Origin of the sequence: Brevibacillus centrosporus (assembly GCF_046622605.1) — a bacterium.
In the GTDB taxonomy this organism is placed as follows: domain Bacteria; phylum Bacillota; class Bacilli; order Brevibacillales; family Brevibacillaceae; genus Brevibacillus; species Brevibacillus centrosporus.
Genome location: NZ_CP176856.1, coordinates 5,380,001 through 5,398,561 on the forward strand (window position 1 = coordinate 5,380,001; position 18,561 = coordinate 5,398,561).

An 18,561-nucleotide genomic window follows, 5' to 3' on the forward strand; every position below is an offset into this window, starting at 1 on the left:
CCAGCGGTCGCCTCCCACGTTTCGGGCATCGATTGCCACGACGATGCATTGCGAACCGAATACAGTCGCTCCCTCGCCGATCAGCTCTGGACGCAGGACTGCCGCTGTATTGAGGGAAATCTTGTCCGCACCTGCCCGCAAAATGCGCTTCATGTCCTCGACGCTATTGATGCCTCCCCCGACTGTAAAAGGAATCGTGATGTTGGCAGCCGTACGCTCGATGACGTCAACCATCGTTTTACGTCCTTCGTGGGAAGCAGATATATCGAGAAAAACGAGCTCATCCGCCCGCTCCTCACTGTACTTTTTAGCAAGCTCTACCGGATCCCCAGCATCACGCAGACCGACAAACTGAACGCCTTTTACCACCCGGCCATCCTTCACATCCAGGCAGGGAATGATTCGTTTCGCCAACATGGTTACACACTCTCCCTCATGCGATTCAGCGCTTCATCCAAGGTGAATGCGTCTGTGTACAGCGCTTTTCCCACGATAGCGCCAGAAACGCCATCCTTCTCATGCGTCGAGAGTGTCAGCAGATCCTCGAGGTTGCTTACCCCACCGGAAGCGATCACGGACTTGCCTGTCGCAACAGCCAGCCCCGCGATTTCCTCGACATTGGGACCAGTCAGCGTGCCATCACGTGCAATGTCTGTATAAATGAACGTCTCCGCTCCGTACGATACCAAACGTTTTGCCAAATCGATCGCAGATACATCCGTCGTATTCAGCCAGCCGCGCGTGGCAACCATGCCATTGCGACAATCCAGACCAATCGCGATCTTGTCCCCGTAGGCTTGCAAAATGCGCTGGGTAAACGGCTCGTCTTCAATCGCTGCAGTCCCTACGATGACTCTGGCTACACCCGCTTCCAAATAATCAGCAATCTGCTGCTCCGTGCGAATCCCACCGCCTACCTGAACCGGGACCGAAATCGTACGCGCTATTTCCTTAATGATCTCTGCGTTTGCAGGCTTGCCCTCTTTTGCACCATCCAGATCGACCAGATGTACCCAGGAAGCCCCTTGCTCTACCCACCGTTTTGCCATTTCCAGCGGGGAATCCGCGTAGACCGTCTCCTGTGCGTAGTCACCCTGAAACAATCGGACGCATTTTCCTCCGCGAATATCAATCGCCGGATAAATGATGAAACTCACGCCAATACCCCCTCACACTGTACGGCAAAGTTGCGCAGCAGCTGCATTCCTGTCTCCCCGCTCTTCTCCGGATGGAACTGCATGCCGTACACGTTGCCTCTCCCTACAATCGCAGTGACATCCTGATAGTAGTCACTCGTTGCCAGCAGCTCTTCCGGATGCCCCACCCGCACGTGATAGGAGTGCACAAAATAGACGTAGTCGCCCGTCTTTACACCTTCCAAAAGCCAGTGATCCTGTGTGAGCTGCAGTTGATTCCAGCCCATATGCGGGATCTTGTAGTCCCCGACAAAGCGGATCGCTTCCCCGCTAAGCAGCCCAAGTCCGATATGCTCGCCGTGCTCCGTGCTTTTCCCAAACAAGAGCTGCATCCCGAGGCAGATGCCCAGGATCGGACGCCCTGTTGCAGCGTAGTCGTGAATCGGCTGCTCCAGCCCCAGCTCGCGAATGTTCGCGATCGCATCGCCAAACGCCCCGACCCCCGGGATGATCAATCCGCTGTAATCGTTCAAACGCTCCCCTTGGGAGACGAAATCATACGAGTAACCAAGTCGTTCCAAAGCTTTGCTCAAGCTATACAGATTGCCCATGCCATAGTCGATGATGCCGATCATGTTTACAAAACCCCTTTGGTAGACGGAATCCCTTTTACGCGTGGGTCAATCGTCGTCGCTTCATCCAGCGCGCGGCCAAGTGCTTTGAAGATCGCTTCTATCATGTGGTGGGTATTGTGCCCGTAGTGCAGGATGACGTGAAGATTGATTCTGGCCTCCAAAGCAAATTTCCACAAAAACTCATGTACCAGCTCCGTAGGAAATTGCCCGACTACGTTTGTCGGATAGGTCGCCCGATACTCCAGATGCGGCCGATTGCTGATGTCGATGACGACCTGAGCCAGTGCATCATCCATCGGTACAAATGCATTTCCGTAGCGCTTGATGCCTTTTTTGTCACCTAACGCTTCCCGCAAGGAATGCCCCAGACAAATACCGATGTCTTCTACCGTATGGTGATAGTCGATTTCAATGTCGCCTTTTGCCTTGACGGTCAGGTCAAAATGTCCGTGCTTGGTAAACAGATCCAGCATATGGTCGAGGAAAGGGACGCCAGAATCCTGCTTGCTCTCTCCCGCTCCGTCTACCCCGAAGGAAAGGGCAATTTGCGTCTCATTGGTGTTGCGTTCAATCTGTGCTGCTCGCTTCTGCATTTCACTCATTTGCTGTCACGCTCCTGCTCTTCACGATCAAAATCACGTAGCCGTTCGGTAATCGCTCTTCCGTGTGCCGCCAAACCTTCCTGCTCGGCCAGCGCCACAATTTTATGTCCATTCTCACGCAAGTCTTGCTTGCTGTAGGAAACCACACTCGATTTTTTAATGAAATCATCCACCGATAATGGAGACGAGAAACGGGCAGTCCCGTTGGTCGGAATGACGTGGTTCGTTCCCGCAAAGTAATCGCCTACCGGCTCCGAGCTGTACGGCCCGAGGAAGATTGCCCCTGCGTTTTCCACTTTCCCCAGATGCTCAAATGGATCCGCAATCATGATTTCCAAATGCTCAGGAGCAATGCGGTTGATTGCCGCAAAGCCTTCTTCCAGATCATTGACGACCAAAATCGCGCCGAAATCTCGAATCGCCGCTTCGGCAATCTCTTTGCGCGGCAGCTCTGCCAGCTGTCTTTCCACTTCCTGTGCCACGGACTCCGCTACTGCCTGGGAGGTGGTGACGAGAATCGCTGCGGACATCGGATCGTGCTCTGCCTGCGAAAGTAAGTCAGCCGCTATGTAACGCGGGTTGGCGGTCTCATCAGCCAGTACAGCGATCTCGCTCGGTCCCGCTACCATATCGATGCTCACCAGTCCGAACACTTCCCGCTTCGCCAATGCCACGAAAATGTTTCCAGGACCGACAATCTTATCCACTGCTTTGATTTGCTCGGTTCCGTAAGTAAGAGCCGCAATCGCTTGTGCACCGCCCACTTTATAAATCTCTTTTACTCCGGCGATCTGTGCAGCTACGAGGATCGCTGGATTGATCTTGCCATCACGTCCAGGTGGTGTCGTAATCACGACTTCCGGTACTCCCGCAATTTTTGCCGGAATCGCATTCATCAGGACACTGGACGGGTAAGCAGCCGTTCCCCCTGGCACGTACAGACCTGCACGCTTCAAAGGACGGATAATCTGCCCGAGCAACGTCCCGCTTTCCTTGGTGGAGAACCACGATTGACGCACTTGTCTTTGATGAAAATCCCTGATGTTCTCCGCCGCTTCTTCCAGAGCAGCTCGTACCTCTGGGGAGACTTGCGAAGCTGCTTCGGCAAACTCCTCCTCGCTTACTCGAAATTGCTCCAAACGCACACGATCAAAGCGCTCGGTATAATCACGCAGGGCCTCATCTCCACGCTGGCGCACATCCGAAAGAATGGCTTTGACTGCTTCCTGCTGCTCTTTGGTACCTGAATCTACGGAGCGTTTCCCATCAAATTGGTTTGCTGACAGAATGCGCATCGTTATTTCACCTCTCCCATTCTCTCTACGATCTTTTCGGAATGACTTCCAAGAACTTGCTCGCAATATCATCCACCGCTTCACTCTTCATCCGGTAGCTTGCCCGATTGGCAATCAACCTCGTCGTGATCTCGCAAATATGCTCAAGCTCCACGAGCCCGTTTTCTTTTAACGTACGTCCTGTCGAAACGATATCGACGATCCGGTCCGCCAGCCCAATCATCGGCGCTAGCTCCACGGAACCATTCAGCTTGATAACCTCCACCTGCTGACCCTGCTCGCGGAAATAACGAGAGGCGATCTTCGGATATTTCGTCGCTACACGTGGTGCGTCGGTCGGCTTCCAGTCTGGCATGCCCGCTACCATCATCCGGCAGTAGCCGATCTGCAGGTCGAGCAGCTCGTACACATCCCGTTCTTCTTCCAACAGTACGTCCTTCCCTACCACACCAACATCAGCCACCCCGTATTCGACATAGGTAGGTACATCCGTAGGTTTTGCCAAAATGAATTCCAGCCGTGCATTTTCAACAGGTATCACCAGCTTGCGAGAATCTTGAAGCTCTGCCGTCACCTGCAAGCCAGCCTGCTGCAAAAAGTGGACAGCCTCTTCAAAGATTCGCCCCTTTGGCATGGCGATCGTCAATTTTTGTGAGCTATCGGAAAAACTCATTTCCTATTCCTCCTGTTTCGTCAAGCAAATGACCTTGCTGTACGCTTCTCCCTGGAATGTCGCAGCCTCTGCCTGATTTGTCACGAGTCTTGTCACGACGATGAGTCCGTCTTCCCGAAGCAATTGCGCCTCAGCCAAAGCCTCTGTCCGCTGGTCCTCTGTATAGCACAAAAGAATGCGTGTAACAGGCGGACCATCCATGACAGGTGTTACCAACAGCAGCCGGTCCATCTTAATCGCAAAGCCTGTTGCGTGCGCCGGGCGCCCAAACTGCGCCAGCAGATGATCGTACCGTCCTCCCCCCAAGAGCGGAGAGCCAAGGTCAGCTGCATACCCTTCGAAAACAACGCCCGTGTAATAATTCAAGTTGATGATCAGGTTGAAATCCAGCAGTAAGTCATCAGTTACGCCATAAGCCTCCAACGCTTCCCACAAAGATGCGATCGTCTCCACTGCACGTCTCGCTTTACCGTTTTCCGTGAGCGAGCGTGCCTCGTCGATTTTCCCTTTGCCCCCGCGAAGTCTCAGCAGAGCTTCCAGCCGCTCCTTTGCCGCAGGATCAATATCGAGTGTAGAAAGCAGCTGACGGAATCCAACGAAGTCACGTTCCACCAGGTATTGACGGAACTGGTTGCGGATCGATTCATCCTCGAACCATTCCTCCAGCAGGCCATCGACGAAGTCCACATGTCCAATCGCAATACGGAAAGTCTCCACGCCAACAGCTCGCAAACAAAATACCGCAAGAGCAATCGCTTCGGCATCCGCATCCACAGAAGCATCCCCGATCAATTCGATCCCAGTCTGAAAAAATTCCGCATTCCGTCCCGCTTCCTTTTCCTGTGCGCGGAAGACATTTGCCTGATAAAACAGGCGGAGCGGCAACGGAACATCTTTATATAAGGAGGAAACCACGCGGGCGATCGGCGCCGTCATATCCGGCCGCAACACCACGGTATGTCCCTGTTTATCCAAAAGGCGAAACATTCGGTCTGTCAACGTCGCACTGGCAGCTCCTACAGTATCGTAATACTCCAGGGACGGCGTGGAGATTTCTTCATATCCCCAACGTTCAATGCATTGGCGCAACGACCGCTCCAAATGCCGTTGTTTTGCCAATGAATCAGGCAAAATGTCCCTCATCCCTAGCGGCTTTTCAAATCCCAACGGCTTTGCCATCGTACTTCCCTCCATCGATTACGCTTTACTCTGCTAATATGGTAGTAAGTTAAAGTGTTATGAAGAAGAGTACCACGTTCCGCCCACATGGTCAACATAGATAAGAATAGTTGGAAAATTATACACAAATGATAAATGACCAAATAAAGGGAGGCTCTGCCTACAACACAGTCACCTCCCTTTATCATTCTTATTTCGCTTTATTCTTACTCCTGTTCATCGCCAGTCGCATTTCCATTCCGGATCACCTGCATGGGATTTCCTCCGACAAAAGCTCCCGGCGGCACATCCTTGTGTACAACGGTCCCAGCTGCCACGATCGCTCCTTTGCCGATCGTCACCCCTGGCAGGATCGTCGAATTGGCTCCAACCAAAACGCCGTCCTCAATGCGAACCTCACCCAGTCGGTACTCTTCCACCAAATATTCATGGGCGAGAATCGTCGTATTGTACCCGATCACGCAGTTACGGCCGATTTTAATCAGCTCGGGGAACATGATGTCCATCATGACCATCAAGGCCACAGCACTTTGCGGGCCGACCTCCATCCGCAGAAAGGTGCGGTACAGCCAATTCTTCCATGATAAAAAAGGGGTATACCTCGCCAACTGGATCACGATAAAGTTTTTCATGACTTTCCAAAAGCTCACCGTCCGATACAGCTGCCACAACGGATTGGCGCCATGAACGGGATAACGTGTCGTCTTTCTCATGAGCTGCTCTCCTTCATCCCTCTACAAATCGGAATCTTCCAGGATGGCATCCGACTGTTTACGCGAGAAGTGAACCGCCGCATTATACCCCATCCGTTTCAAACGGAAATTCATCGCCGCCACCTCGATAATGACCGCCAAATTTCGGCCAGGACGAACAGGTACCGTAATAATCGGAATATCCGTATCCATGATCTTCAGTGTTTCCTCATCTAATCCCAGTCGCTCATACATTTTTTGAGGCTCCCAAAGCTCGAGCTGTACGACCATCTCGATGTTCTTCACATTGCGCACCGCACCTGCCCCGAACATGGTCATGACGTTAATAATGCCTACTCCACGGATTTCGAGCAGATGCTGGATCAGTTCAGGCGCGCTCCCGCTTAATTGACCTGCCTGTGTCTGTCTGATCTCTACCGCGTCATCAGCGACCAAGCGATGTCCACGCTTGACCAGCTCCAAAGCCGCTTCACTTTTCCCGATACCACTGGATCCCATAATCAGCACTCCGACACCGTAAATGTCTGTCAGAACGCCGTGGATCGTCGTAGTCGGAGCCAGACGGTTCTCCAGGAAGTTCGTCATTTTCCCCACGAGTGTAGTGGTAGCTAGCGGAGACTGGAGGACGGGTACACCATATGTATTTGAAACCTCTATCATTTCCTCCGGTACCGGTTGATTGCGCGTCACGCAAAAGCATGGCGTCTTTCCTTGCATGAGAAAGGTCATTCTCTCTAATCGTTTCTCGCGATTTAACGTTTGAAAGAAATTGATCTCTGTCAAACCAAAGAGTTGAATTCGCTCATCTGCGTAGTAAGAATAGTAGCCTGCAAGCTGCAAGCCGGGTCTGCTCAGGTCGGTTACGGTAATTTCTCTTCCCAAGCCTTCCTCGCCGCTTAATACAGCCATATTGAAATGTTCAGCGAGATGGCTAACATTTGTCTTTCTCATGAGATTCCCCCTAGCTTGGGATTTTCCGTCCCGTTTGTTTGCTTCTATTGTAACGAAAGCTCCCTAGCCGCGACAACCTTTGACCCCCGCCCTCTTATCGGCATAAATTGTCGTATCATTTACATTTTTCTCGTTATTTTTTAAGATAGAAAATGTATTGGTAGCAGGCACTACATAGGTTACAGTTAATTTGACATCATTCGCGCTCCGAATTTCGGACTGAGGGGAGGCAAAACTTTGGATTTCATACTTCGATTTATACTTGTAGACATACCAGAAGCCTTCTTGCTGCTCACGATCGCTTTGGCATTATTCAATCACTCGGTCTTTGAAAAATGGAAAGCAGCTTTGTCGTTTGCCATCATCGTTTCGATTCCAGGGGAACTTCTCTCTTATCTAGAGGTTTCTTATCAACCAAAGGTATTGCTCATGTATTTGGTTTACGTTCTTTTTTTCTTGTTTCTTTATCGTTACAACATATTGAAATCAGTGTTTATGGGTATGGCTGCTATTTGCGCTATGATCCTGTCAGAATCGTTGGTCATTATGATTTACAACAGTCAGCAAATCTATTTTGAACAAATGCTCTCGACAACGATACAAACGATCACAATCCGATCGTTCTATCTAGGAAATTTCGCTCTGCTAGCCCTTTGTTTGCGGATCTCCAAATTCGACATTACACGTTTATTGCCGCAAAATCGATACAATCGTTATCTCTTTTTGCTAGTCCTAGTCGGCAGTATTGAATTTCTTTTGATTCTGTTTTTGAACACGTCCTTTATTTTGCGTGATAACAATACTAGCTCTATGATCATGTATTCGCTCAAGTCCCAAATGATCATCCAAATCTTGATTTTGGCCCTTTTTATTATCATCGTAATCTTGTTCCGCATTTATCTGAACCTAACGATCAATCGTGTAGAAGAAGAAACGGGCACCCCCTATTTAAGCAGTATCCATGATTTGATGACAGCCATTCGGTCCATCAAGCATGATTGTTTAAACCATTACACGGCTATTAATGGCTTTCTTAAGAAGGGATACGTGGATTTGGCGAAAGAGTATGTAGAACAGCTGCTACAAGAAACCGTGTCTGGCGAAAAGAAAATGGATACAAGCTCGCAAGCATTGGAGAACATCAAGAATCCGGCGGTCTCTTCCCTATTGCAGTCTAAAATGGAGGTATGTTACGCCGAACGCATCTCTCTTTCGATGAACATCACAACAGTGAATCAATTCTCGCAAATCAAGACTTACGACCTCATCAAGGTATTGGGAAATCTCTTTGATAACGCCATTCGAGCAACCTCTTACGAATTGGAGGAGAATCGTTTTATCCGTGTAGAATGGGGCCACTCAGAAAATGAGCAATACCTGATGATTGAAAATAGCGGGCCTACCATTCCCAAGGACAAGCTTTCTGCTATCTTCCAATCAGGCTATACCACCAAAAAAGACGGGGATGGCGGACTCGGCCTCGTTATCGTCAAAACTGTTACCGATCGTTACGGCGGCAAAATCCATGTGCGCTCAGAGGATGGCGTCACCCGTTTTCGAATTTCCTTTCTAGCTCGATAGTTGATGAGATATATAGGGAGGCCAAAGCATGACAGGGTTGGAAAAAGTATCGATGCGTCTCGCACAGCGTTTAAAAACAGAGGAAATGCCCTATTCCGTTGGCACGCTTGCTCATGGTATTGAAATTTTCCTTTTCAATCTCGTCGGTCTAGTTGCCATATGCTTGGGCTCCTTTTTTCTCAATCTATTCAAAGAGGTTATTTTTTTCTTTGCTTTCTTTTACTTTTTCCGAACGATCACAGGCGGTGTGCATTTGCGCAGCCCATGGACCTGCCTTCTTGCCACGCTGGTGCTCATGCTGGCAGGAGGCTTCCTTATTAAGCATTTCCCCCTCTTGTCAGCACCGTACGCCCAGTTGTTTATTCTTGCCGTCTCGGGACTTTCGTTCGGGGTCAACTATCGACACGCACCTGCTGCCCATACCTATGCACCAGATAAACCTGCCATCCAGCAAAGAAATAGACTTATGATCCTAATAATGATTCTAATAGGTTGCACAATTTCGATCATTTTGGTAGGATATACCTATCAGCTCTCCATGACCTACACATTTGCGATTCTCTTACAATCTGTTCTTCTCATGCCGAGTTCATTCCGACTACTTGCACGTTTGGAAAAAACAATTTGAGAGGGTGATTGTCAGTGAAAAAATTTCAGGTGATTCTTGGTAGTTTTTTTGCTCTATTATCATCATTAAACTTGATTGGTGTGCTAAAGGTTGGGGTTCTCTACGAGCCTATTCCGCCTCATCTACGAGAAGAGAACGCCCAAGCTAACGACAAATAGTTCCGGCAGCTGGTTACATAAGATAACCCGTGTCCACTCTACGCGAGAGACACGGGTTTTTTGTTTGTTTCCGCCAGCTACTTCTTCGTTTTGCTGACTACCCAATCAATCAGCCACCCAAACACACTCATGAGTGCAGCCGCAATGATGACAATACCGATATTGTCAGGCCATGGCCCTACTTCGAAACCATTGATGAAGTAAGCCGTCAACGAAAACGTCAACGCATTGATCACAAACCAGAAAAGACCCAGTGTCAAGATCGTTAATGGCATGGTGAAAAAAGTCAGGATCGGGCGAATAATCGAGTTGACGATACCCAAAATCAATGCAGCCAAGACTGCAACCCCGTAGCTGTTAATTTGGATGGATTGAAACCAGTTGCCAATCAAAAGCAGGGCGCCTCCGTTTAAAAGCAGCTTGATAACCCAACGAAACATGCTCAGCTCCCCTTCCCCGTCAAATTTTGTTCTGTTTGTATTATCGGTTGCCTTGCACTTCTTCTTTCCACTGTTCAAAAAACATCGTCATAAATCGGTGCCTCTCCAAGGCGATATCCCGTGCCGTTTGCGTATACAGCCTGTCTTTGATGCGCTGAAGCTTCCACTCATACTCTTTTAAAGGGGTATGCTGTTCCTCTTGGTCCGATTGAATCACTTGACCCAATACGCCTGAGTAGGCAAAAGCACGCGCTACTCCAATGGCCCCGATGGAATCGAGCTTGTCTGCGTCAAACAAGACCTTCTCTTCAATCGTAACAGGTGGACGGTCCTTGCGAAAGCGATGCGCGAGAATGACAGCCTGCACACGCGTGATAATGCTGTCAGAGAGCCCTTCTTCACGCAAAAGGACTTCTGCTGACCGGGCACTGATTTGCGCATGACACTCCCCTGTCCGTCGCTCCTCCGCCCGTCCGACGTCGTGCAGGAGCGCCCCCAAGCCGAGAATCATCAGATCCGCGCCTTCTTCTCTACCGATGCGCTCACACATCGCCATTACCCGAAGATTGTGCTGCCAGTCGTGAGCAGGGTCCTGTCCGTCAAAGTGACTTCGTGCTACTTCGACTAATCCTTGTGGCAAACGATCCAAACAAGCCTTGCGATAATCCATTTGCTGCTCCCTTCCGCGAAGCCCAGAGAAGCTCATCATTCCCTGACAGAAAAAGGGGCGGTCCCAGTCACTCGAGTTCGCCCCTCTTTCTCTTCTTATTATTTTATTTGGAGACCAATTGTTCCATTCTTGCCGCTGTTCGGGAACGGTCTCTCTCGAGGATCGGTCGCAGATACTTTCCGGTGTACGAGCCTGTAAGCTCGGATACCTCTTCAGGTGTACCCGTACCGACGATATCTCCACCACGGGTACCGCCCTCTGGTCCCAGGTCAATGATATAATCGACCGTTTTGATGACATCGAGATTGTGTTCAATCACGAGCACCGTATCCCCGTTCTCCACGAGTCGCTGCAGGACCTTCAACAGCCGGTCAATATCATCCGTATGCAAACCTGTCGTCGGCTCATCGAGAATGTACATCGTGCGTCCTGTGCTGCGGCGATAGAGCTCAGAAGCCAGCTTGACGCGCTGTGCCTCCCCACCGGATAGGGTAGTCGCCGGCTGCCCCAGCTTCATGTACCCCAAGCCTACATCCACGATGGTTTGCAGCTTGCGCTCGATTTTCGGCAGATTGCGGAAAAACTCCACAGCATCCTCAATCGTCATTTCCAGCACGTCAGCGATGCTCTTGCCTTTGTATTTCACATCGAGTGTTTCCCGGTTATACCGCTTACCGTGACATACCTCGCATGGTACGTACACATCAGGCAAAAAGTGCATCTCGATCTTGATGATCCCGTCCCCGCTGCACGCTTCGCAGCGCCCGCCTTTGACGTTGAAGCTGAAGCGGCCCTTTTTGTAGCCGCGCACCTTCGCCTCATTGGTAGAAGCAAACAGATCGCGAATATCGTCGAATACACCTGTGTACGTAGCCGGGTTGGAACGAGGGGTACGTCCGATCGGCGACTGATCGATATCGACTACTTTGTCTAGATGCTCCAGTCCGACGATGCGCCGATGCTCCCCTGGCTTGACCTTGGCCCCGTTCAGATCACGTGCCAGTGTCTTTTGCAAAATCTCGTTGATCAGCGTACTTTTTCCAGAGCCAGAGACTCCTGTTACGGCTACGAACATCCCCAGCGGAATCTTCGCATTGACACCCTTGAGGTTGTTTTCTTTGGCTCCCTCGATCTTGATCCATTTGTCAGAAGGCTTGCGGCGCTCCATCGGCACCGGGATAAACTTGCGTCCGCTCAAATAAGCGCCCGTAAGTGAATCGGGATTCTTCATCACTTCATCGGGAGTGCCTGCCGCGATCACCTGACCGCCGTGAATTCCCGCTCCTGGACCGATATCGATGATGTAGTCACAAGCCATCATTGTATCTTCGTCATGCTCCACAACGATCAGCGTATTGCCCAGCTTGGTCATATGCTCCAGCGTTTTGATCAGTCGCGCATTATCCCGCTGGTGCAAGCCAATACTCGGTTCGTCCAAAATATAGAGAACTCCCATTAAACTGGAGCCAATCTGCGTCGCCAAACGAATCCGCTGCGCTTCCCCACCTGAAAGGGTTCCGGCTGCCCGACTTAAGGTCAAATAATCCAGACCGACATCGATCAGGAAGTTGAGACGCGCCTTGATCTCTTTCACGATCAGGTTGGCAATCTTCGTTTCTCTTTCGCTCAACTCCAGGCCATCCACAAATTGATGGGCATCCATGATCGACAGAGTCGTCAGCTCCGAAATGCTCCGTTCCCCGACTTTTACCGCGAGGCTTTCCTGGCGCAAACGCTGTCCTTTGCAGACTGGACATGGCTTTTGGCTCATAAATCCTTCAATTTGCTCGCGGATGTAATCCGAGCTGGTTTCCAGATGGCGGCGCTGCAGATTTGGGATGACCCCTTCATAAGGTACGACTGCTTCACGCACTTGACCAAATTCGTTTTCATAGCGGAATTCAATCTTTTCTCCCATACTGCCGTACATCAAAATCTGTCTCTGCTCAGCTGGCAGCTCTTCATAGGGCAGGTCCATGCGAATGCCGAAGTGACGGCAAGCCGACTCCAGCAATTGCTGATAGTACGTGGAGGACTTCGGCTCCCACGCCCCGATCGCGCCGTCATGCAGGGTCTTGGTCGCATCTGGAACGACCATGTCCGGGTCCACCTCCAGCTTCACACCCAAACCGTCACACTCCGAGCATGCGCCGAACGGACTGTTAAACGAGAAGATGCGCGGCTCGAGATCCCCGATGGAAAAACCGCAGACCGGGCAAGCGTGCTTTTCACTGAAAAGCAGTTCCTCCTGCTCCATTACGTCGACGATGACTTTGCCATCCGCCAGGCGCAATGCCGTTTCCAGCGAGTCAGCCAGCCGGGACTGCACATCAGGTTTGACGACGATCCTATCCACTACTACTTCGATGTTGTGTTTTTTATTTTTTTCCAGCTTAATATCTTCCGAAAGATCGCGAATCTCTCCATTTACGCGCACGCGAACAAAGCCTTGCTTGCGGATGTCTTCCAGCAGCTTTACGTGCTCGCCTTTTCTCCCTTGCACCATAGGGGCCAGGATTTGCATGCGCGTACGCTCCGGATATTCCATCACGCGATCCACCATCTGCTCGACGGTTTGGGACTGAATCTCGATACCGTGATCCGGACAGACAGCTCTCCCTACACGGGCATACAGAAGACGCAGGTAGTCGTAAATCTCCGTAACCGTTCCTACTGTGGAACGCGGGTTGCGGCTGGTCGTTTTCTGGTCGATGGAAATCGCTGGCGAGAGGCCCTCGATCGAGTCGACATCCGGCTTGTCCATCTGCCCGAGAAATTGACGGGCATAGGCAGAGAGGGACTCAACGTAGCGGCGTTGACCCTCCGCATAAATCGTATCAAAGGCAAGAGAAGACTTCCCCGAGCCGGACAAACCCGTCAATACAACGAATTTATCCCTCGGGATCACCACATCAATATTTTTCAGGTTATGGGCACGTGCACCCTTTACCACAATATGTTCCAATGGCATGAAAAAAATCTCTCCTTAGAGTTCGGCCTTCAGCTCAAGTACCAAGTCGCGCAATTCCGCCGCGCGTTCGAACATGAGGTTGCGGGCCGCTTCTTTCATTTCTTCTTCCATACGTGCAATCACCGTTAGGCGGTCTTTCTTAGGCATCTTCTTGAATTCTTCGTGTGGCAGGTAATCCGCTTTTTCTTCTGCCACCTTGGTCGCTTCAATCACGTCGCGAACAGCCTTCTTCACCGTTTGCGGCGTAATGCCATGCTCTTCATTGTACGCCTCCTGGATGGAACGTCTGCGCTCTGTCTCCCGGATAGCGGCGGTCATCGAGTCCGTCATTTTGTCCGCGTACATGATCACGCGTCCTTCCGCGTTTCGCGCAGCACGGCCAATCGTCTGAATCAGGGAACGTTCGTTGCGCAGGAAGCCTTCCTTGTCAGCATCGAGAATCGCCACCAAGGATACCTCGGGGAGGTCCAAACCTTCCCGCAGCAGATTGATCCCGACCAGAACATCGAATTCACCCAAGCGCAGCGAACGTAAAATCTGCATCCGTTCGATCGTTTTAATATCGGAGTGGAGGTAGCGTACCTTGATCCCCACTTCTTTCAAGTAGTCCGTCAAGTCCTCCGACATCTTTTTCGTAAGAGTCGTCACCAGTACGCGCTCGTCTTTGGCAATCGTCGCCTGAATCTCTCCGATGAGGTCGTCAATCTGGCCTTTGATCGGACGCACCGAGATCGTTGGGTCGACCAGACCGGTCGGCCGAATCACTTGCTGTACAAATTCCGAGCAATGCTCCATTTCATACGGACCAGGTGTAGCGGAAATGTAAACGGCCTGCTTGATCTTGGCTTCGAACTCCGCAAAGGTGAGCGGTCGGTTGTCCTTGGCGGAAGGCAGACGAAAGCCGTGCTCGACCAGCACTTCTTTGCGCGCACGGTCTCCGTTGTACATCGCCCTAACCTGCGGCAAGGTCATGTGAGACTCATCCATCATGAGGAGGAAATCATCCGGAAAATAATCAATGAGGGTATACGGCGCATGCCCCTCCGGTAAGCCCGTCAAATGGCGGGAGTAGTTTTCGATCCCAGAGCAGAAGCCCATCTCGAGCATCATTTCCACGTCGTAGCGCGTGCGCTGCTCCAGCCGCTGGGCTTCGAGGAGCTTTCCTGCTTCGCGCAGCTCGGCCAAACGCTTTTCCAGCTCCGCCTCGATGCTCTGTACAGCGAGCTTCATTTTTTCTTCCCGCGTCACATAGTGGGACGCTGGAAAAATCGCGACATGATCACGCTGGCCCAGGATCTCTCCGGTCAGTACATCGATGGCTGTGATCCGCTCGATTTCATCTCCGAAAAACTCTACGCGAATGGCCTGCTCGCTCTGTGAGGCCGGGAATATCTCAACGACGTCTCCGCGAACCCGAAATGTACCGCGGATGAAATTGATGTCATTGCGGTTGTATTGGATGTCGACCAGTCGATGCAGGATCTCGTCACGGCCCTTTTCCATTCCGACGCGCAAGGACAAGAGCAGCTCCCGATATTCCTCAGGAGAACCCAAGCCGTAAATGCACGAAACAGAAGCGACAATGATGACATCCCGACGCTCGAACAAAGCGCTGGTCGCCGAGTGGCGCAGCTTGTCGATCTCGTCGTTGATGCTGGAGTCTTTTTCAATAAACGTATCCGATTGGGGAATGTATGCTTCTGGCTGATAGTAATCGTAGTAGCTGACGAAATATTCAACGGCATTGTTCGGAAAAAACTCCTTGAACTCTGCACACAACTGTGCCGCCAGCGTCTTGTTATGCGCCATGACCAACGTCGGCTTGTTCACCTGAGCAATCACCTGGGCTGCCGTAAAGGTCTTTCCCGTACCTGTCGCACCCAAGAGGGTCTGGTGCCTCTTGCCTGCCTGAATACCAGCCACCAGTTCAGCTATGGCAGTCGGCTGATCACCGGACGGCTGATACTCCGATACCAATTCAAAACGCTCCATTCCCTCGTTCATCTCCTCATTACAAAAAGGTTATCTATTTCCATTATAACACAATACGTACAAAAATAAGCCGAAATTCGAACAAATGTTTGTCTTTACCCGTCGCACCCTTTTTCCGATACTGATAGTGGAAGAACATGCCCGCACGGAAAGACCCGTACAGGAAGGGAGTCTCGACATGTCTGATAACACTACAGTAAGCAATAGCTCAATGGTGCCTTCCCACCTCAGTTATAAAGGAAAAAAGGAATTCTCCACGGAGCTCGATAACAATGCGTTCATGAAGCTTCTGCTGGAGCAGCTGAAAAACCAGGATCCCATGTCTCCAATGGATAACTCACAGTTTATTCAACAGACGAGCATGATGACCATGGTGGAAAAAATGACACGGATGGCAAGCTTGATGGAACAATCCAACAACAGCATGCTCACCTTGGAAAAATACGAGTCTCTGGTCGGTAGAACGGCTACCTATGAACTGACCACCGCTGATGAAATTACCGGTGATACCTCTACAGAAACCAAAGAAGGCGTCATCCAAGCTGTCTATATGGACAATGGCAAGATCTACTTCCGTCTCGAGAACGAATCGAACCCGATCCCGCTGGCAGACATTAAGGGGCTGGAGTCGCAGGGCATGACCGGAAATGCACTGGACAGCAGCCTGAAATACATGGATATGATCGGCAATACCATCTCCTATAAAGCGACCACGCAGGTCGACAAAGATGGAAACCCGGCTACAACAGACGATGTCACTACCGTCGACGAAGTCAAAAATGCCGTGATCACAGGCTTTAGCATGAAGGATGGCACGGCCCTATTCACGCTGGACAACGGCAATACTGTGAAGCTGGATGAGATCGTGGGGATGAGCGTCAAGCCGGATAACCAGGCAATGAGCAATTCCCTGCAGTACGCCCAGATGATTGGTTACACCATTACTTACAATGATCCTCAAACCAACACTGACGGAAGCACTTCTACAAACAGCCTAAATGGTGTGATCCAAGCCGTCAGCATGAAAAACGGACTGGTCGAATTCGTGCTGGAGGATGGAAAGAAAGTGTCCCTCAGTCAAATTACCGGCTACGAAGCGAAAGCCGTTTAAACCAAACAAAATCCGCCCTCTTCCCTCAGGATGAGCGCGGATTTTTTGTTCTCTATTCTTTTACGATGACCTGCCCTGTCACTGCATCCAGATGAACAGTGAGATCAACCTTGCTCTCTACCCCACAGAAGCAATGCGCTCTCGTCTGGCGGAAAGAAAGGTCGTATCCCAGCTTCCACGAAATGGCCCCTGACTGCAAATCCGTCTGGTGAATATACGTGAGCTCCAGCGGGTACGCCTTCAGCAAGCGTTCGACGGCCCCTTGCTCCATCAGTGCCTTTGTTCGGGCAGGGGCGATGATTTCTGTTGGCCTGTTCATTTGAATCTGAATCACTTTTCCCGTAGCGGAATCCACGCGCAGCGAATACATGCCATCCTCTACAATCTGGTCGGCTTGATAGACGGGGAGTCCATTGATCATCAGATCGGCGGTGATCAGCGTGGATTGGTCATTCCCCACATCTCGCACACGTACCTGGCTGGTTCCTGTAGGCAGGAGGCGTTTCAGTGTCGCTTCCGCTGCGCTCCAGTCCCTTGCTTTATCTGTCTTCGCGCTGACACTGGTGCCATCGCTCATCTCGAGTCGAAGCAGCTGGCCCGTTGTAGCGTCTGTCTCCACGAGAACATGCAGGCGTTCATTCGCTTTTACACCCGCAGGGATTTGCCCCATTTGAAACCTCTTGTCCTGATCGGCCGTTCCCTCTGCAAAATGTCCCCAAATATACAGGCGCCGCTCCTGCCCATCGCCGTATGCTTCCGTGTAGGTTGCCAAAGGCAGCTTCTCAGGCTCCACGCGCAGCAGTTTCCGCACGATGTCTTTCGCTTGCGCCTCTGACTGAGCCACCCACTTTTCTCCTGTTCCGTTCACCGCAATCGTTTTCACAGGCTGCAGCTGAGCAGGAGACGGATTGCCCAATCGTTTACCCGTAAAGGCATCCAGCGCACTGCCCGTATGCGACTGTGTGATGACGCCATCTTTGACTACGTAGGTCAGTTTGGCTTGAACTGGGTTGCCCAAACTGTATTGGCTAGGGAGTAAATAGATGAGCTCCAATGGATGGCTTTCCTTGTACTTTTCCACGGCTTGCTGAGCGGATATGACACGATTGGCGGAAGGGAGAGCGCTCAAGCTTATTTTTTCATAAAGCCTGCCATCAAACATCCGAAAGGAAATGATTCTGCCTGCAGCATCGAAGGAAACGAAAGCGTCATAGGCGTCATCTAAGACCACGTTGTTTACGGTCCTCACCAGTCGGACTGTCGTGAGCGAGGACTCACGGGTAATTTCTTTTGGCTGGTATGCGCTGCCGCCTGCTTGCAAGCCTGCTACAAATGCGGATGCCTTGGTTCTTGCCTGCTCATCAGTCATGGCGACGGGCTTTTGTGCTGCTTTCGACTGCAGATTCAGATTCAGCAACTTCCCTGTCGTTGGATCAAATATAGCTCGATCCGTGGACGTTTCTTTATCTGCTGCCGTTGCTGCAAATATGACTTGAACACCGCTTACTCCAGGCCCATCGACATCTCCACCGAATGACACAATGCGTTGGGATAATTCCGGAATCAGCCGTACAAGCTGCTGGACGCCTTTGGCCACTTCAACTGGAACAGGTACAGCTGCAGCAGCTGCAAGCGTACTTGGCGCAAGATTTTCTGCTTTTGCATAAGGTGTCGGCATCATCGGTGAAGTATAAAGACTGACAGCCGCTAGCGCACTGGTAAGTACACACAGGGCAGGTTTACGAAGCATTCCCACGATCAACATTCACTCCCTCTTTTTTCCTCTAAGGTTGAGACGCACGATCGCGGTTTTTGTTTCTGAATAA

The 18,561-nt window shown here is 51.0% G+C and carries 17 protein-coding genes (1 of these 17 running past the window's edge); 3 read left to right on the forward strand and 14 right to left on the reverse strand.

The genetic code is table 11. The features are described from left to right. The 9 genes from hisF to hprK all read right to left on the reverse strand — a co-directional run. Window positions 1–417: the 5' portion of an imidazole glycerol phosphate synthase subunit HisF gene (hisF, locus tag ACLIN2_RS27040; RefSeq protein WP_301170524.1), read on the reverse strand. Its footprint begins 342 nt before the window's first position; only the first 417 of its 759 coding nucleotides appear in the window; the start codon lies at window positions 415–417; its stop codon lies beyond the left edge, outside the window. A gap of 2 nt (window positions 418–419) precedes the next feature. Next, window positions 420–1,157: a 1-(5-phosphoribosyl)-5-[(5-phosphoribosylamino)methylideneamino]imidazole-4-carboxamide isomerase gene (gene hisA, locus ACLIN2_RS27045; protein ID WP_411502657.1), complete on the reverse strand. Its 738-nt coding sequence runs from the start codon at window positions 1,155–1,157 to the stop codon at window positions 420–422. Further along, the gene (gene hisH, locus ACLIN2_RS27050; RefSeq protein WP_122921926.1) at window positions 1,154–1,771 is read right to left on the reverse strand and encodes an imidazole glycerol phosphate synthase subunit HisH; all 618 of its coding nucleotides are present in this window, start codon (window positions 1,769–1,771) and stop codon (window positions 1,154–1,156) included. Before hisH ends, hisA begins: the two co-directional genes overlap by 4 nt. Window positions 1,772–1,773: 2 nt before the next feature. Further along, entirely contained in the window at window positions 1,774–2,373 is a 600-nt protein-coding gene (gene hisB, locus ACLIN2_RS27055) for an imidazoleglycerol-phosphate dehydratase HisB (protein WP_411502658.1), read from the reverse strand. Then, window positions 2,370–3,668: a histidinol dehydrogenase gene (hisD, locus tag ACLIN2_RS27060; protein WP_411502659.1), complete on the reverse strand. Its 1,299-nt coding sequence runs from the start codon at window positions 3,666–3,668 to the stop codon at window positions 2,370–2,372. The genes hisB and hisD overlap by 4 nt, the downstream gene beginning before the upstream one ends. Before the next feature lie 25 nt (window positions 3,669–3,693). Continuing rightward, a complete protein-coding gene (gene hisG, locus ACLIN2_RS27065; protein WP_092275636.1) occupies window positions 3,694–4,341 on the reverse strand; it encodes an ATP phosphoribosyltransferase in 648 nt (215 codons plus the stop codon). Between the two features lie 3 nt (window positions 4,342–4,344). Further along, complete coding sequence (locus tag ACLIN2_RS27070) at window positions 4,345–5,520, reverse strand: ATP phosphoribosyltransferase regulatory subunit (protein ID WP_411502660.1); 1,176 nt, start codon at window positions 5,518–5,520, stop codon at window positions 4,345–4,347. A 206-nt stretch (window positions 5,521–5,726) separates the two neighbouring features. Beyond that, the gene (locus ACLIN2_RS27075) at window positions 5,727–6,233 is read right to left on the reverse strand and encodes an acyltransferase (protein WP_122921930.1); all 507 of its coding nucleotides are present in this window, start codon (window positions 6,231–6,233) and stop codon (window positions 5,727–5,729) included. 21 nt (window positions 6,234–6,254) lie between these two features. Continuing rightward, window positions 6,255–7,184: an HPr(Ser) kinase/phosphatase gene (gene hprK / locus ACLIN2_RS27080; RefSeq protein ID WP_092275627.1), complete on the reverse strand. Its 930-nt coding sequence runs from the start codon at window positions 7,182–7,184 to the stop codon at window positions 6,255–6,257. A gap of 237 nt (window positions 7,185–7,421) precedes the next feature. Between hprK and ACLIN2_RS27085 the strand changes: the two genes are divergently transcribed. Together ACLIN2_RS27085 and ACLIN2_RS27090 are read left to right on the forward strand one after the other, a co-directional pair. Beyond that, window positions 7,422–8,765 carry a sensor histidine kinase gene (locus tag ACLIN2_RS27085; protein ID WP_400588215.1) on the forward strand — a complete coding sequence of 448 codons (1,344 nt, stop codon included), beginning with the start codon at window positions 7,422–7,424 and terminating at the stop codon, window positions 8,763–8,765. A gap of 28 nt (window positions 8,766–8,793) precedes the next feature. Then, window positions 8,794–9,393 carry an accessory gene regulator ArgB-like protein gene (locus ACLIN2_RS27090; protein WP_400588214.1) on the forward strand — a complete coding sequence of 200 codons (600 nt, stop codon included), beginning with the start codon at window positions 8,794–8,796 and terminating at the stop codon, window positions 9,391–9,393. 235 nt (window positions 9,394–9,628) lie between these two features. Here the strand turns inward: ACLIN2_RS27090 and ACLIN2_RS27095 are convergent, their stop codons facing one another. The 4 genes from ACLIN2_RS27095 to uvrB form a co-directional block, all read right to left on the reverse strand. Further along, complete coding sequence (locus tag ACLIN2_RS27095) at window positions 9,629–9,991, reverse strand: phage holin family protein (protein WP_092275618.1); 363 nt, start codon at window positions 9,989–9,991, stop codon at window positions 9,629–9,631. Between the two features lie 40 nt (window positions 9,992–10,031). Then, window positions 10,032–10,661, reverse strand: a complete 630-nt coding sequence (locus ACLIN2_RS27100) for an HD domain-containing protein (RefSeq protein WP_411502661.1) — start codon at window positions 10,659–10,661, stop codon at window positions 10,032–10,034. A 103-nt stretch (window positions 10,662–10,764) separates the two neighbouring features. Beyond that, the gene (gene uvrA, locus ACLIN2_RS27105; protein ID WP_411502662.1) at window positions 10,765–13,632 is read right to left on the reverse strand and encodes an excinuclease ABC subunit UvrA; all 2,868 of its coding nucleotides are present in this window, start codon (window positions 13,630–13,632) and stop codon (window positions 10,765–10,767) included. A 15-nt stretch (window positions 13,633–13,647) separates the two neighbouring features. Then, window positions 13,648–15,624, reverse strand: coding sequence for an excinuclease ABC subunit UvrB (gene uvrB, locus ACLIN2_RS27110; RefSeq protein ID WP_092275607.1), 1,977 nt, complete (start codon window positions 15,622–15,624; stop codon window positions 13,648–13,650). 178 nt (window positions 15,625–15,802) lie between these two features. Between uvrB and ACLIN2_RS27115 the strand changes: the two genes are divergently transcribed. Then, window positions 15,803–16,735 (forward strand): flagellar hook assembly protein FlgD, encoded by a 933-nt coding sequence (locus ACLIN2_RS27115; protein ID WP_092275604.1) that lies wholly within the window; start codon window positions 15,803–15,805, stop codon window positions 16,733–16,735. A 52-nt stretch (window positions 16,736–16,787) separates the two neighbouring features. Here ACLIN2_RS27115 and ACLIN2_RS27120 read toward each other — a convergent pair whose 3' ends face one another. Continuing rightward, on the reverse strand, window positions 16,788–18,500 hold the full coding sequence (locus ACLIN2_RS27120; RefSeq protein WP_411502663.1) for a hypothetical protein: 1,713 nt from the start codon (window positions 18,498–18,500) through the stop codon (window positions 16,788–16,790). Window positions 18,501–18,561: the final 61 nt, after the last annotated feature.